Source organism: Microvirga sp. GCM10011540, from assembly GCF_042650665.1.
GTDB lineage: Bacteria > Pseudomonadota > Alphaproteobacteria > Rhizobiales > Beijerinckiaceae > Microvirga > Microvirga lenta.
On sequence record NZ_JBHSBQ010000039.1, the window covers coordinates 33,037 to 48,569 of the forward strand.

The 15,533-nt window shown below is 67.8% G+C and carries 14 protein-coding genes; 1 reads left to right on the forward strand and 13 read right to left on the reverse strand.

The features are described 5' to 3' along the window. Position 1 precedes the first annotated feature (1 nt). On the reverse strand, positions 2 to 295 hold the full coding sequence (locus ACFOYU_RS13635) for a hypothetical protein (RefSeq protein ID WP_377034017.1): 294 nt from the start codon (positions 293 to 295) through the stop codon (positions 2 to 4). Between the two features lie 158 nt (positions 296 to 453). Beyond that, the gene (locus tag ACFOYU_RS13640; protein WP_377034018.1) at positions 454 to 969 is read right to left on the reverse strand and encodes a BA14K family protein; all 516 of its coding nucleotides are present in this window, start codon (positions 967 to 969) and stop codon (positions 454 to 456) included. A 236-nt stretch (positions 970 to 1,205) separates the two neighbouring features. On the opposite strand from ACFOYU_RS13640, the gene ACFOYU_RS13645 reads away from it, so the two are divergent. Further along, the gene (locus tag ACFOYU_RS13645) at positions 1,206 to 2,384 is read left to right on the forward strand and encodes a GGDEF domain-containing protein (protein WP_377034019.1); all 1,179 of its coding nucleotides are present in this window, start codon (positions 1,206 to 1,208) and stop codon (positions 2,382 to 2,384) included. A gap of 9 nt (positions 2,385 to 2,393) precedes the next feature. Here ACFOYU_RS13645 and ACFOYU_RS13650 read toward each other — a convergent pair whose 3' ends face one another. The 11 genes from ACFOYU_RS13650 to ACFOYU_RS13700 form a co-directional block, all read right to left on the reverse strand. After that, positions 2,394 to 3,326 carry a metal ABC transporter permease gene (locus tag ACFOYU_RS13650; RefSeq protein ID WP_377034020.1) on the reverse strand — a complete coding sequence of 311 codons (933 nt, stop codon included), beginning with the start codon at positions 3,324 to 3,326 and terminating at the stop codon, positions 2,394 to 2,396. Further along, positions 3,326 to 4,531 carry a metal ABC transporter permease gene (locus tag ACFOYU_RS13655; RefSeq protein WP_377034021.1) on the reverse strand — a complete coding sequence of 402 codons (1,206 nt, stop codon included), beginning with the start codon at positions 4,529 to 4,531 and terminating at the stop codon, positions 3,326 to 3,328. Before ACFOYU_RS13655 ends, ACFOYU_RS13650 begins: the two co-directional genes overlap by 1 nt. A gap of 19 nt (positions 4,532 to 4,550) precedes the next feature. Then, on the reverse strand, positions 4,551 to 5,366 hold the full coding sequence (locus tag ACFOYU_RS13660) for a metal ABC transporter ATP-binding protein (protein WP_377034022.1): 816 nt from the start codon (positions 5,364 to 5,366) through the stop codon (positions 4,551 to 4,553). Positions 5,367 to 5,377: 11 nt separating this feature from the next. Then, complete coding sequence (locus ACFOYU_RS13665; protein ID WP_377034023.1) at positions 5,378 to 6,358, reverse strand: metal ABC transporter solute-binding protein, Zn/Mn family; 981 nt, start codon at positions 6,356 to 6,358, stop codon at positions 5,378 to 5,380. A 241-nt stretch (positions 6,359 to 6,599) separates the two neighbouring features. Further along, positions 6,600 to 7,415: a cytochrome c oxidase assembly protein gene (locus ACFOYU_RS13670; protein WP_377034024.1), complete on the reverse strand. Its 816-nt coding sequence runs from the start codon at positions 7,413 to 7,415 to the stop codon at positions 6,600 to 6,602. Positions 7,416 to 7,524: 109 nt separating this feature from the next. Next, positions 7,525 to 8,640 (reverse strand): DUF1513 domain-containing protein, encoded by a 1,116-nt coding sequence (locus ACFOYU_RS13675; protein WP_377034025.1) that lies wholly within the window; start codon positions 8,638 to 8,640, stop codon positions 7,525 to 7,527. Then, positions 8,630 to 9,676 (reverse strand): imelysin family protein, encoded by a 1,047-nt coding sequence (locus ACFOYU_RS13680; protein WP_377034026.1) that lies wholly within the window; start codon positions 9,674 to 9,676, stop codon positions 8,630 to 8,632. Before ACFOYU_RS13680 ends, ACFOYU_RS13675 begins: the two co-directional genes overlap by 11 nt. Positions 9,677 to 9,685: 9 nt before the next feature. Further along, positions 9,686 to 10,876, reverse strand: a complete 1,191-nt coding sequence (locus ACFOYU_RS13685; RefSeq protein WP_377034027.1) for a di-heme oxidoredictase family protein — start codon at positions 10,874 to 10,876, stop codon at positions 9,686 to 9,688. Beyond that, a complete protein-coding gene (locus tag ACFOYU_RS13690; RefSeq protein WP_377034028.1) occupies positions 10,876 to 12,336 on the reverse strand; it encodes a multicopper oxidase family protein in 1,461 nt (486 codons plus the stop codon). The genes ACFOYU_RS13685 and ACFOYU_RS13690 overlap by 1 nt, the downstream gene beginning before the upstream one ends. A gap of 7 nt (positions 12,337 to 12,343) precedes the next feature. Further along, entirely contained in the window at positions 12,344 to 13,621 is a 1,278-nt protein-coding gene (locus tag ACFOYU_RS13695; RefSeq protein ID WP_377034029.1) for an imelysin family protein, read from the reverse strand. 354 nt (positions 13,622 to 13,975) lie between these two features. Then, positions 13,976 to 15,529: an acetolactate synthase large subunit gene (locus ACFOYU_RS13700; RefSeq protein ID WP_377034030.1), complete on the reverse strand. Its 1,554-nt coding sequence runs from the start codon at positions 15,527 to 15,529 to the stop codon at positions 13,976 to 13,978. Between the last annotated feature and the right edge of the window lie 4 nt (positions 15,530 to 15,533).

Here is a 15,533-nt window from a genome sequence, read left to right on the forward strand (position 1 = left end):
CCTACCTGTTGGACTGGCCCGGAGCGACACTTCGGCACCGGTACCCGACGAAGCACTGGGGATTGTCGGCGGTCGGAGCCCAGGCCGTCTCGTATCCTTCGGTGACCGCGCAGAAGCCGCCACCGCTCACGAAGCGGTCATAGGTGTAGGGGCCGGTGTTCAGCACGATCGCGCCCTGGGATCGCACGAGACCGGCCGCTTGGGCACAACTCATGGCCGTGGTGTTCGGTCTCGTTTGAGACCAGGCCTGCGTGCCGAACAGGATCGCGAGGAGAATGACAGCCAGTCTCGACATGAGCCACCTATCAGCAGTCGGGGAGACGCTATAGAGGCTGGAGCGCTTCCTCGGCCGGTCAAGGACAGCGCACATCACGGAATTGTCAAGGCTGGCGCGCCGGCACAAGAAAAAGGCGGCTCGCGATGAGCCGCCTCGATCAGTCGCTTGTTCGGGACTTATCCGCCGTAGGGCGACACGCAGGCCTGCCGCGGCCCGTTATAGGGCTGATAGGAGTTGTCCGACACCCGGTAGGACTTCCAGCGCTGCTCGCACCATGCCATATGCGCCGCGCTCAGGCGGACCGGAGCATAGACGGGGGCCGCTGCGACCGCGGGCTGGTTGGCAATGGCGCCGCCGATGATGGCACCGGCAACGAAAGCCGCCGGCGGGAACCACCAACCATTGTAGTGGCGATAGCCACGGCGGTACTCCCTGAAGCCGCGATGACCGTTGTAGTAGCCCCATCTGCCGCGATGCTCGAACCGCGGCCGCTCGAAGCGGCGCTCGAACCGATCCCGGTCGCCGTCGCGGCGAAACTGGACCTGCTGGACAACATCATCACCGCCCTTTCCAGAAATTGCTGGAAACGGTGCAGCATTCGCGCTCGACAACGTGGATCCTGCGAAAGTAAAGGCGAGCGACAACGCACAAAGACCTGAAACAACTCTCTTCACGACTATCTCCACAGGCATCGATATGTCTTATGCCGGATACGAAATTGGCTCCTGGCCAGTGAACGCAAACTGAATGCTGACATTAAGCTTTCGTAAGGTTCAGCATGCGCGATCCCTGCCTGTGGCTAGCCGGGAAAGCCGACTTGCTGTAATCGGGCCCGGAGGTCGTCGGGAGACAAGCATCGAGCCAGCTTCCCGCGCTAGAGTCCGGAACCGCCTCGTCCCGACCTATTTCATCGAATCATTTTTCACCAATGAACTTAGACCCACCGACGCTTGGTTTCGTGTTCGTTCTGACGACGGCGGTCCTCGGAATCCTGCTTCTGTTCGCTTGGCTCATCAACCGCACGATTACCGCCCTCGCCTGGTGGGGCAGCGCATTCGTCCTCGTCTTCTGCGGCATGGCTCTCGTGAGCCTGGACCAGAGCCCCCCGGGCATGAGGGTGCTTCTCGTCGCCAACGGCTTCATGGCCCTGGCCTACGGCGCCCTCTATTCGGGATGCAGGGTGTTCAACGGCCGTTCGGGCGCGTTCCAGTCGCTCGTCGTTGGCCTCGTGGTCTGGCTGGTTGCGTTCCTGGCCATCCTGGACAATGCAGGGGCCCGACTGCTCGTCATGTCCCTGATCGCAGGCACCTATGCCGGACTTTCGGCCTGGGAACTCTGGCGACACGGACCGCACCGCCTGACATCCCAGCTCACAGCGGTCTTCCTCCTCGTCGGCCTGACCGTTTTCAATGCGTTCCGGGGCGTGCTCGGCGTGTCGGCGACCTCGGTGTTCTGGATCGACGTCTTTGCCAAACGCTGGTCGTCCGAGATGGCGCTCATCCTCGTCGTCTACATGCCGGCTCTGGCCTTCATCTTCCTGTCGATGGCCAAGGAGCGCATGGAGATTGCCTACAAGCATGCCGCCCTCGTCGATCCCCTGACCGGCATTCCCAACCGGCGCGCCTTCTTCGACAGGGCCTCGGGCCTGATCAGGGCGGCGGGCCAGAAACCCGTGAGCTGCCTGCTGTTCGACCTCGACCGGTTCAAGGGCCTGAACGACCATCATGGCCACGACATTGGGGATCAGACGCTGCGCATCTTCAGCCGAACGCTCAGCGAAAAGGTCCCCGGAAAGGCTTTCGGGCGTCTGGGAGGCGACGAGTTCGCGGCGGTTCTGCCTCTCGACAGGAATGAGGCTCGAGCCGTCGCGGAGGACATCAGGCAGTCATTCGCATCGGCCGCGGAAGCCGTTCTGCGACTGCCCATCCAGGCAACGGTCAGCGTCGGGTGCGCGACCGCGAATGCCAGCACGGTCGAGCACCTGCTCGGGGAAGCGGACGAAGCTCTCTACCGGGCGAAATCCGACGGCCGGAATGCTGTTGCGGCGATCGGCGGCAAACCTCCCAGATCCGGTTCGACGCGACGGCGCGACTGGGCGGCCTCCTGACCTTCCACCTCACCCCTCCGCTTCACGCGGCGCGCCGATGCGCGAGCGGTGCGGCGCGAAGAAGCAGGCAAGTCCCAGGATCACGCCCGATACGGTCGCGATCATCCCGGCCGCGCTGACCGCATCGTTGCCGCCGAGCCAGAGCGGCCCGTACCCCGCCAGCACATAGCCCAGAACCGCCGACAGGGTGGCGAAGACCAGGCTCCACGCCACCTGCACCTCCAGGCGGTTGGTCATGAGCCGCGCGGCGGCCGGCGGACAGATGAACATGGCGATCACGATGATCGATCCGACCGCATCGAACGCCGCCACCGCCGCGACGGCGGCCGTCATCACTAACGCGAGGCTCAGAAGCCCGGTCCGGATGCCGAGGGTGGCGGCAAATCCCTCGTCGAAGGTCGAGAGCTTCAAAGGGCGCCAGAACAAGGCGGTCAGCACGGCGATGAGCAAGGTCACCGCCGCCATGCGTCCGAGTTCCGGCGGCAGATCGGCGAGCGCCTCCCGGTCGAGGAGCGAGCCCCAGCCCTCCGCCGACAGCCAGATCAGGCTTTCGAGGTTGCCGTAGAGCGCGTGCTCCACGTCGAGATGCACGGAACTGGTATCGCTCTGCTCCAGCAGCAGGACACCCGCCGCGAACAGGGACGTGAAGGTCACGCCCATGGCCGCTCCCGGCTCGACCCGGCCGAGCCGTCTGATCGCCTCGATCAGCACCACCGCCACGACGGCCGCGCCTGCGGCCCCGATCATCATCGGCCAGGTGGCGATCGTGCCGGTGATCAGGAAGGCGACGACGATCCCCGGCAGGGCGACATGGCTGATCGCATCGCCGATGAGAGCCTGCCGGCGCAGGATCAGGAAATTGCCCGGCAAGGCGCAGGCGATGGCGGCGAGAACGCCGATCGCCAGGGGCGTGAGGCTCAACTGGACAAACTCGGCGCCCATCAGGCTGCCCCTCCCACGACCGAAGGGCTGCCGATGCGGCGGTCGATCTCCGCGATCTCGTCCCTCGTCAGCACTGTCTCGATGGGCGTCAGGCCGTCGTACCGACCGGGCACCGCGTCGTCCTGGTAGATCTGCCGTGCGATGTCCCACCGCCGCTCGTCGCGGAGCACCTTCGCGCTCTGCGCCCTGCCGGCCTCAGTCGGAACGCCGTCCCGGCGGATCAGTCCGGAGCGGCGCAGCACGGCGAGGGTCAGCGGATCGAAGATCGGCTCCCCATGGGCAAGGGAGAGCAGGCCCTGGCGCCGATGCACCAGCACCTGAAAGCGCCGGCGGCGGAGGAGAGCGGCCAGCACGCCCCGGACGGGCGCGACCAGGAGGGATGCGAGGAACAGCGCGAAGCAGACGAGCACGATGATCGGCCCCGTCGGCAGATGCGGCGCGGACGCGGAGAAGGCTGCGCCGACATAGCCGGAGGCGCCGCCGACAAGACCCGCAATGCCCACCAGCCGGTCGGTCCGGTCGGTCCAGAACCGCGCCGTCACCGACGGGATGATGAGCATGGCGACGACGAGAACGAGGCCGACGACCTTGAGCCCGACGACTGTGACGGCCATGACGAGCAGCATCATCGCGAGGTCGATGGTGCGGACGGAAACGCCCGAGGCGGCAGCGAATTCCGCATCGAAGGCCACCAGCGTCATCGGTCGCCGCAGCAGGACGATCGTGGCGATGGCGCCGACGCCGCCGATGGCGATGATGACGGCGTCCTGAAACAGCATGCCGGCCGTCGAGCCGAGCAGGAAGCCCTCGAGACCCGCCTGCTTGCCGCGGGACATGGTCTGGATGACCGTCAGAAGCACGATGCCGAAGCCGAAGAAGACGGACAGGACCGCGCCGATGGCCGCGTCCTCGGCCAGACGGGTCCGGCGCGTGATCCACTCGACGATCAGGAGGCCGAGGCACGCCGACAGCGCGGAGCCCAGCAGCAGACCGAGGAGATTGCGCCCGTCGCCGCCGAGGGCGACCATGACCATGAAGGCGAGCCCCACGCCCGGGAGCGTGGCATGGGCGACCGCATCGCTGACGAGGGCGCGCTTGCGCAGGAAGAGAAAGGCGCCGCCGCTTCCGGCAGCAATGCCGAGGAGCGCGGCCCCGACCGCGACCAGAGCGGCGTTATAGCCCGATTGCAGCAGCAGAGCGCTCACGAAAGGACTCAGCATCGGTTCAGGCCGTGGGCAGCTTGAGCTGGTCGATATGCGTCGTCGCCAGGCGCCCGCCATAGGTGGCCTGAAGGGTTTCGGCCGTGAACGTGGTGGCCACCGGCCCCTCGGCGATCTTGCGCACGTTGATGAGGAGCACATGGTCGAAATAATCCACCACGGTTGCGAGATCGTGGTGGACGCAGACCACTGTGCGCCTTTCCGCCTTCAGCGATTTGAGCACGTCGATGATGGCCTTCTCCGTGGCGGCATCGACGCCGGCGAACGGCTCGTCGAGCAGATAGAGATCGGCATTCTGAGCGAGAGCCCGGGCCAGGAACACGCGCTGCTGCTGGCCGCCCGAGAGCTGGCCGATCTGGCGGGCCGCGAAATCGGCCATGCCGACCCGCTCCAGGCAGGCGAGCGCCTTCTCGCGATGACGCCTCCGCACCAGGCGGAGGAGTCCGAGTTCCCGGTAGAGCCCCATGAGGACGACATCGATCACCCGCGCCGGGAAATCCCAGTCGACGCTCGCCCTCTGGGGCACATAGGCGATGCGGCTCCGGGCTTCCGCCAGGGGTCGGCCGAAGACCGTCACCGTTCCCGAGAGCGGCGGCACGATGCCGAGGGCGGCCTTGAGGAGCGTCGACTTGCCCGCCCCGTTGGGGCCGATGATCGCGGCCATGCTCCCGGACGGTACGGCCGCATCGACGGAAAAGACCGCGGGCCTTTCGCCATAGGACACCGTCATGCCCTGGACGACGAGCGGATGATCGGCAGCATGGGCCGCGTGCATGGCTCGTCCTTCCTTGACGGCGATCCGAACAGGGGCGGCTGTCATGGCATGGCCTCTCAGCTTCCGACCGACAGACGGCCGCGCATCCCGCGTTCGGGCACGTCGCCGCCAAGGGCCCGCGCGATGGTCGTCGCGTTGTGGTCGATCATGCCGAGATAGGTGCCCTCGTAGGTGCCGTTCTCGCCCATGGCGTCGGAGAACAGCTCGCCGCCGACGATAACCTTGTGGCCCCGCGCTGCGGCGCCCTCCACGAGGGCGCGGATGTTGCGGTCGGAGACGGAGGTCTCCACGAAGACGGCGCGGACCTTGCGGGAGACGAGCATGTCCACGAGTTCGGAGATCCGGCTCAGTCCCGCCTCGCTCTCGGTGGAGATGCCCTGGATGCCGAGCACCTCGAAACCGTAGGCCGCGCCGAAATAGTTGAAGGCGTCGTGGGCGGTCAACAGCACGCGGCTCTCGGCAGGAACGGAGGCGAGCACCTTCTTCGCATAGGCGGCGAGTTCCGCCAGGTCCTTCAGATGAGCCTCGGCATTGGCCTCGAACGTGGCCTTCGCCTCGGGCCTAGCCGCAATGAGCGCATCGCGAACGGCGATGACCACGTGCGACCACAGGTCCGGATTCATCCAGACATGGGGATCGAACTTGTTGGCGTAATCGTCGTGAGCCTGAAGCTTCTCCTTCGGCAGCGCCTCGGCCACCGCGACCACGGCGCGCTTGCGGCCGAGGTCGCGCATGAAATCCTCCATCTGCGCTTCGAGATAGAGACCATGCCACAGCACGAGGTCGGCATTGATCATGGCGACGATGTCGGTGCGCGTCTGCCGGTAGGAATGGGGATCGACGCCCGGCCCCATGAGGGCCTTAACCTCGACCAGATCGCCCCCGACCTGCCGGGCGGCATCGGCGATCATGCCCGTCGTGGCGACCACCTTGATCGGCCCGGCCTGCGCCCGGGCCGGAGGCACGGCGCCCGAGAAGGCCGCCAGCGCGGCGAGCGCGGCAGCGAGACCCAGGAAACGTCGCTTCGACAGGGGCATCGGGATCGTCCTCTCCTCTTCCGGCATCTCCGGCCGGTCGGGCACGAGGCCGCAGGCGCGGCTTCCGTCACTCTGCAATGCTAGTGCAAATGATTTGCAGTCGTCAATGCAATTGCAAATGATTTGCATCTAGCTTCTCTCGAAGGCCGCTGCCTGGGGATCGAACCCGGGCTGAGACCCGGATTTTCAGATGGCAATCGGCCCCGCGTCCGCGCCGTCTTCAGCCGGCGCCGGGCGGAATTTAAGATCCGCGAACCACAGGGTCCGGCCCCGCCGAGCCGAGGCGCTGCAGCCCGACGGCGATGGCGGCCAGCCCGAAGAGGGTGAAAAGCAACCCACCGGGCACCCACATGATCACGCCGCCGAGCTGCTGGTCGTCCAGGGGCGAGAGACCCCAGGGCCAGGTCGTGCCGGCATGCGGCTCGAAGAGCGGGCGCGGCGCCAGGGTCAGGAGAGCGCCCAGGAGGCTCATCTGAATGGTGGTGGCGAAGCTCACCAGGATGGTGGAGCCGACGCGTTCCATGCGGCTGAACAGGGTGTGCCAGAGCCCCAGCGCCGCCGCGAAGGTGGTCAGGTGCATGATCCAGTAGACGATGTCGCTCCGGAGCGTGGCGTCGTAGGGGCCGGGCAGATGCCAGGTCCAGAGCGTGACGGCGAAGCCGATGGTGGCGATGGCAGGCAGGTGCCTTTCCGCCGCATGGCCAAGCCGTCCGAGCGTCCATCCGGGAGCGAGGGCGCGAAGCGCTGCGCCCGGCTGTCCAAGCACGACGAGAGGCGCCGCCAGGAGGGTCAGGATCATGTGCTGCGCGACCCTGGCCGAGAAGAGCGCCACGCTCAGGTTGCACAGGGGCGAGACGAGGGCCGCCGCGAGAATGGCCCAGCCCAGATAGAAGCTCGCCTGCCGGCGCCCGTCCACCGTCGCGCTTCTCCGGCATCCGAGTGCATAGAGGCCTGCGGTGGCCGCCAGGATGCCGATCAGGATCGGATCCGTGTTCCAGGCCACGGAACCCGGCACCGGAGGAGAGCCGCAATAGGCAATGGTCGTGAGCTCGTCCAAACTGGCCTCCCTTCTGTCATGGCCAGAGCCCTTCACGGTGGCAGGCAAAAGGCTCCCGTAACCCGCCAACGTGCGGCCGGAGCTTGGCGTTCCCTCGATGCGACCGAGACTAGACCGAGGGAACGACGCGCCGGGCGTGATTGTCCCAGATCCACCGGGCGAGATCGCCGCCGACGCGCTCGACGGACTGCCGGTCCAATCCCGTCAGACCGACGCCCGCGTTGCCCGAGGTGACGAGGAAGGCCGTGTTCTGCGGTGCGGGCGCCACTCCGCAGACGTCCGACATGCGCGTGCGTCCCAGATAGCGGCGCGAGGCCCTGTCCCAGATCGCCACGACGTTGCCGCGCGGGCTCGTCGCGGCAATCAGCTCCCCCGATCGGTCCAGGGACACGGAGCCGACATAGTTCGCCATCGAGGCGAGATCGTCCTCCGGCATGTCGAGAAGGATCGTCTCGCCGCGGGCGGTGAGAATCCCGACCAGAGGGACGATGTCGAGCGGATCGCCCTTGAACTGACACCCGAACACGGTCTCGCCATCCGGCGCGCAGGCCAGATGCCGGATGCTGAGGTTGCGAAGATCCCGCCCGAGTTCGACCACGCTCTCGACCTCGCCGGTTCCGGCGCGCAGAAGCGCCAGGCTCGGTTCGAGGGCGCCTTCGTTGAGGGCCTTGCGGCCGCTGTCCGGGTGCGTGCGCACGCCGCCATTGGCGATCACGAGGCGCTCGCCGCCGGGCAGGAAGGCGAGGTCGTGCGGACCGGGCCCGTTCGTGGCCATCTCGCCGATGCGGGCATAACCGGCATCGGCGTCGTAGATTCCGACGATCCCCTCGCCAGTCACGATGCGGTTTTCCGTGGCGAAGAGCAGCCGGCCGTCGGGCGAGAACGTGCCGTGGCCGTAGAAGTGCCGGTCGGGCGCTGCAGGCACCACCTTTCGGACGTGTCCGCTGCCGGGATCGAGCACGGCGAGCCAGTTGCCGGGTCGGCGCGCGAAGACGACGAGTTCGCGTCCGCCAGGGCGCAGCGTGATGTCGTGCCCCCGCGAGGGCAGAGTCGTCGCGAAGCGCAGGCTTCCGTCGAGCGAGAACGCCGCGACGTGGTGAACGCCCGCCGCGTCCGCGCAGGCCGACACGTAGACGGGCTCTCCCGCCAGCGCGGCGCGCGGGGCGAGCCCCGCGCCGATTGCGGATCCGAGGGCGGCGAGAAAGCTTCTGCGGTCAATCGCCATCGAGTGAATTGAACCCTGTCGTGATGTCCAGGATCGGCGGCAGAGCGGCCGCCGTCACCGCTCGGGCCGAGGCCACGGCGTCGCGAAGGAGGACGACGCGGGATCGCCGGGCCGGATCGGCCGCGGCCTCGCCGAGATCCTCCGGGGTGCCTTCGGCGATCAGGGACGCGCCTCCGATGGTGTCGACGACGGTGCGTCCCTCCCCGTCCGCCTGCGGGCCGAGCAGCGCCGCCGCCAGCGCACGCGCGGCTTCGAGGTTGAGGCGGATCGTCCGCGCCGCGCGTCCGCTGCGCCACATTTCGGCGAGGCTCGGACGGGCGGCATCGATGCCGCGCCCGAGCGGGCCGCCGAGCTTGAGCTCCTCGACGACCTGCAGCCCGGTCATCAGCTCCGTCGCGAAGCGCGTCACCGCCTCGCGCGCCTGCGCCTCGCCTGCATTCTCCAGCGCCGGCAAGGTGTCGCGCCGCCACTCGTCGGCAACATCGCGCGAGGTCGAGGCCAGGACGTTCGCAATCGCCTGCCCGGTCCGGCAAAGCCGCTCGGCGGGCGGTGCGCCGGAACGGAGAGCGGAACGGGTCCCGTCCTCGAACAGAAGCCGCTCCAGGGCCGAGAGCCCCTGTCCGGCGACGCTCGTTTCCCGGAAGCGCTCCGGCGCGAAGACCTCCGCATCCGGGCGGGCGACGAGGCCCGACAGCGCCCGCGAGACGGCGTTGCGGCGCTCCGGCCAATGGGCCATGCGCTCGAAGCGGAACTCCGCCTCGATGGGGCCGTAGCGCAGGAATTCGATGCGGGCCCACGCATCCGCGGCGGCACCGAAGGCCGCGTCGAGAGGCGCCGGATCGCGCGGCGGCGATGTCTTACAGAATTCAACCCAGGCTCGGGCTTGGGCCGACGTGGCGGCGGCCAGCGCCTCGTAGCGCGGCAGCACGAAGTCGCGCGCAGCCCGGAGCGCCGTCTCCCGGTGGTCGGCCGCGCTCGCAGGGATGCCGAATGCGAAGACGAGAACGAAGACGATGCCGGCGAGAAGACGTGGCACAGCAAGCTCCTAGAGAGAGGACAGGAAGGCGAGAAGCCGTTCCCGCTCGTCATGGTCGAGAGCGAGGTAGCGCGCGCGTGCATGGCCGCCCTCCCCGCCATGGGCGCGGATCGCCCCGTCGAGCGTCGTAGCGCGCCCGTCATGCAGGAGCCCGGCGCCGGATGCAAGAATCCGCGAGAGGCCCCAGAGCGGCGCCGTGCGCCATTCGCGGGCCTCCACGCCCGGCTCCGTCGCGCCGCCGTCGAGCTCCTCGCCCATGTCGTGCAGCAGAAGATCGGTATAGGCCTCCACCGATCCCCGCGGCGAGGACAAGGCGGGCACGTGACAGGCGGCGCAGCCGATGCGCGCGAAAGTGCTTTCGCCCCGTGTATGGTCGGCCGGTGCGGCGCGCGCGGACGGCGGAACGGCGGCCAGGTAGTCGCGGATCATGGCGACCAGCTCGCCCGTGATTTCGGGCTCGTTCCAGCTTCCGCCATGAGGCGCGGCACGGCACTCCGGCTGACGCTCTCCGCAATCGCCCCAGGGCGCGGGCCGTCCCGGCGTCGAGAGGCCGAGATCGGTCGAGAAGGCCGCTTCGACCATGCCGGCAAGGCTCGCCGCGGATGCCTTCCAGCCGAAGCGCCCGACCCGCTGCGCGCCATCGGGCGCCCGGACAGGGCCGACGCGGCCCGAGATGCCGTCGCCGTTCTCGTCGGCCGGATCGGCCAGGGCGCTCAGGACCGTATCGGGGACGCCCTCCAGGCGCCCGAGCCCACGCAAGGCCGGCGCGAGACGCGCGCCGTGGCGGGTGCCGGATGCGGGCGACCCATGGGCCAGCGCAAGGGGAATGGGTCCTGTCTCGTCAAAGGCCAGACGGCCTTCGGGCGCGACGCCCGGCACCCCGGCGGTCTGGAGCTGACTGCCATAGACCGGATCAGGCCTGCCCGCCCCGTCCGAGAAGCGCAGGACGAGATTGTCGCTCACGATCTTGCCCGAGGCGTCGGTCGCAACGGGCATGCGCTCCAGGCCCGCATGGCAGGAGATGCAGGCCCGGGCGTTGAACAGTGGCCCGAGCCCGTCATTCGCCCGCGTCGAGGACGGCGCGGGCACCCAGGCCCGTTCGAACAGCGCCTTTCCGATGGTGCGGCTCATCCGCCCCTCGGCGACCGCGCTCCCCGCGAGCGCGATGCCTGCCAGGGCGAGGCCGAGGGCGGCGCGCATCACACGGCCCTCACATAGCCCATCATGCCGAACTCCAGATGCTCCAGGATATGGCAGTGGAACATCCAGTCGCCGCGCTCGGCCACGAAGGCGATCTCGATCCGCTCCTTCGGATGCAGCAGCACCGTGTCTGCGAGAAAGCGCGGCACGTCGGAACGCGAGGCGGAGAGAACCTCGAACATGTGGCCGTGAAGATGGATCGGGTGCGGATGGGGCGTCGCGTTCATCAGCTCGAACACGTAGGATCGACCCGCCTCCAGCATGGCGAGCGGTGGAGGCATCCGGCGGTGATCGGCATTGGGCCAGGAGGCCTTGTTGATGGCCCAGAACGTCGATTCCTGCACGCAGAGCGAGTCGAGCAGCACCTTGGCGAGAGGATCGTCCTGCGCCACCGCCTGCACGAAACCGGCCGCGCCCGTCGCGGCGCTGAACGCGAAGCTCATGCGCTCGGCATTCTTCAGATCGGCGCGCGGCACGCTCGATACGTAGAGCGGCTTGGGCGAGAAGGGACGCGGCTGCAGGCCGGACGGGGCCGCCCTCACCGTCGCCAACGGCCAGGGCTCGGCGGAGAAGTAGTCGAGCACCCGAAAGGTCCTGCCAGCGGCGGGCGCGCGCACGAGCACGTCGAGCCGCATCGCCGCGCCAAGGCGCCAGCTGTGCAGCGGGAAAGGCGTGATCGGATTGCCGTCGGTGGCGATCACGTAAGCCTCGGCTCCCTCGACGCCGACCTCGATCATGCGGGTGGCGTCGAGATTGAGGATGCGAAGGCGAATGTCCCCATGGGCGGGAACCTCCGCCGAGAAGGCCTGCTCCCCGTTGACCGCGCGCACGGTGCCGAAGGTGCCCGCGCGGCTTGCGCCTTCCAGGGTGTCGAAGGACAGCCACGATCCGTCCTCAGCCAAGCGCCAGTCCTTGCTGGCGAGCACGAGATCGGCATGGGACGGCTCCTGCTCGTCACCCTCGACGATCAGGATGCCGGCAAGCCCGCGGCCGACCTGCCCGGTTTCGTTGCAATGCGGGTGGAAGAAGAAGGTGCCCGTATCGGGGGGCGTGAACTCGTAGGCGAAGGTCTCGCCCGGATTCACCGGCGGCTGGGTCAGATACTGCACCCCGTCCTGGCTGTTGGGCACGCGGATGCCGTGCCAGTGCATGGAGGTGTGCTCCGGCAGCCGGTTGTCGAGCCGCGCGCGCAGCGTGTCGCCGAGGCGCATCCGCACGACGCCGAACAGATCGTCCGTATAGGTCCAGACGCGCGACACGGGCCCGGAAGGCCCCAGGAGCCGCGCCTCGCGCTCGGCCGCCACGAAAGTGAGATCGTGCCGACGCCCCGCAGGGACGGAAGGCCGCGCGGGCAGACCTTCGCCCGCCCGCGCAGGCGATGTCCGCATTCCGGTCCCCGCGAGAGCGCCGGCTCCCGCAAGTCCTGCCATGCCTCCCAGAACGGTGCGGCGCGTCAGCATGGAAGCCTCACTGCACCGCGGAGGGATTGTCGAGACTGTCGGAGCCTTCGATCTCGATCTTGAGACCGAGCGCGCTCACCAATCCCTCGATGGCCCGGGCCTGCGCGACGAGCGCATTGACGCCCTCCTCGACCACGCGGTTGCCCTCGGCATTGCCCTCGGCGATCATCTGATCGTAAGCCTCGACGCCCTTGTCGGCACGCTGCTTGATGGCGCCGAGCTTGTCCGTCGCGCTCTTCATGGCGGCCTCGACCTTGCCGGCGGCATCGCCGGCCTTGCTCTTGGCATATTCGGCCAGGCTTGCACCTTCGAAGACGTTGCCGTCTGGGCGAACGTAGCGGCCGTTGTAGATCGCAGTCATGCCGACCTGATCGTAATAGTGCGAGTTGTGGGTGTTGTCCGAGAAGCAGTCATGCTCCTCCTCGGGATCGTGCAGGATGAGACCGAGCTTCATGCGCTCGCCGGCCAGTTCGCCATAGGAGAGGCTGCCGAGTCCGGTGAGGATGGTGGACAGCCCCTCTTCGGGGGGCTTCGCCGTCAGGTCCTTGCGGGCGGCGCCGTCGGCGCTCCAGGCCTCGACCATCTCGGACAGATCGTCCACGAGAAGCTCCGTCGCAGCGCGCAGATAGTCGCGGCGGCGCTCGCAATTGCCGTGGGTGCAGTTGTCGAGCGAGTAGTCGCTCGCAGGCCGCGCGCCCGCCCCGGCCTTGGTTCCGTTCAGATCCTGCCCCCAGAGCAGGAACTCGATGGCGTGGTAGCCGGTGGCGACATTGGCCTCGACGCCGCCCGCCTCCTGCAGCTTCTCGCTCAGGAGCTCCTTGGTGATCTTGCCGGCATCGACCTGGTCGCGCCCGATGCGGATCTGCTTGTTGGCGATCACGTTGGCGCGGTAGAGCGGGTTCTCGTCCGACGCCTCGCCATAGGACGATGTGTCCACGTAATCGATCAGCCCCTCGTCCAGAGGCCAGGCATTCACCTTGCCCTCCCACTCGTCCACGAGCGGATTGCCGAAGCGGAAACCTTCCGTCTGCTGATAGGGCACGCGCGCGGCAAGCCACGCCTCGCGGGCCGCCTTCAGGTTCGCCTCGTTCGGCGTCGCCAGGAAGGCATCCACCGCCTTGCTCAGATTGCGGGCGGCCTTCAGCGCATCTTCGTACATGGCCTGCGCGATGTCCGCATAGGTCGAGACCACTTCCCGAGGTTCCGGAGCGGCGCTGTAGGCGGGCGAGAATGCGAGCGCACCGAGGAGCGCCGTGGCGGCGAGCAGGGAACGAGCGGACTTCACGCGAGGAACCTCCTTCTTCAGAGCGGCGGAACCGCGTCCAGTTTAGAACACTTAAAATGTTCTATATTTTTCAGCCACTTAACTACACGAGCCCGCGCCATGGGGCAACCCGGCCACCTTTGGCAGGCAGCCCAAGGTAGGCGATGCAGGGGGTCTCAACGGTGTCCTTGGCCCAGGCGGAAGCCGGTACGAGCCTTCTCGTTGGCCCGCTGCCTGTCAGGTTTTCGGAGGCAGTCGGCAGCATCGTGAACGCAAGGGCCTGCATGGCCCTTGCAGACCCGATCCCGATGCCTGCTGGATGCGCAGTCCTCAAGATCCGCCGATAGGGACCTTCGTTGCAGCGATGCACGGACGTCAGATGACGGCCTCGATCAGGAACGGACCACGTCGCGACATCGCGGCTTTCAGCAGATCCACGAACCCTCTGACGGTCGTCGCCCGGGCGGCCTCCACTCCCATTCCGTTCGCCATGCTCACCCAGTCCAAGGCAGGCTCATCGATATTGAGCATGCGCTGAGCGTTGCGGCCGAAATCGGTTGCGCCCACCGCCCGCATCTCTCCCTGGAGAATGGCGTATTTCCGGTTGGCGAAGACGATGGTGACGACATTCAGATTCTCGCGCGCCTGGGTCCACAGCGCCTGCACCGTGTACATGCCGCTGCCATCGGCCTGCAGGCCGATCACCTTGCGGTCGGGACAGGCGACCGCCGCCCCCACCGCGAGAGGAATGCCGATACCGATGGCGCCTCCGGTCAGCGACAGGAAATCGTGCGGGGCCGAGCGATGGGACAGCCCGAAGAAGCGGCGGGCCGATGTGAGCGATTCGTTGCAGATGATCGCCCCCTCCGGCAGCATCTGCGCCACGGCAATCGAGATGGCGTCCTCCGTCAGATCCCCCTCGGGCAGCGTCTCCCATTCCGTGCAGGGCTGCGAGACCGTAACGGGCGCATCCGGCTTGACGCCGAGCTCGAAGGCCAGCCATGACAGCACCTCCTTCAGGTCGTTCGCCCGCGTCGCCAGCTCGACCACCTCGCAATGGTCCGGAATCAGGCGTCCCGGCTTGCCGGGATAGGCGAAGAAGGCGACCGGAACCTGAGAGCCGATCAGGACGAGGCACTCGATGTCCTTCAGCGCTTCGAGCGCCATGTCGACCGGATAGGGCACCGTGCCGATCGGGACGCGGCCGGCTCCCCGCTCGATACGCCCGTTGGACATCTGCGCGATCAGGCGCACGCCCGCAGCATCGGCGATGCGGGCCGCCGTCTCCAGAGCCTCTGCCCTCAGCGCCTTTCCGCTCAGGAGAAGTGCCGTGCGGCGCCCGGACCGGATCGCCTCCACCGCTTTCCGCATGGTGCCTGCATCGACGGAAGCAGGGAGAGGCAATGCCGTCCGCGCCACGGGCGTATCCGGGATTTCGCCCCAGGCCGCGTCCGCCGGCAGAATGAGCGTCGCCACCCCCGGCAGCGACATCGCCGCCTCATAGGCAGCTGCGGTATCGCGGCCCACATCCTCCGCATTCTCGATGCGGTGCACCCATTGCGACATGGGGCGGGCCAGACTCTCGATGTCGCTGGTCAGCGGCGCGTCGTGCCGGATGTGGTAGGTCGCGTGTTCGCCGACCACGTTGATCATCGGCGTCGAGGCGCGCCGAGCATTGTGGAGATTGGCGAGCCCGTTGGCGAGACCCGGACCGAGGTGGAGAAGCGTGGCCGCAGGCTTGTCGGCCATGCGCGCATATCCGTCCGCGGCGGCCGTCACGACCCCCTCGAACAGGCCGAGCACGCAGCGCATGCGCGGCTTGCGGTCGAGGGCCGCCACGAAATGCATCTCCGAAGTGCCGGGATTGGCGAAGCACACATCGATATCGTTTGCGAGGAGTTCCTCGCAAAGGCGGTCGGCACCATTCATGATT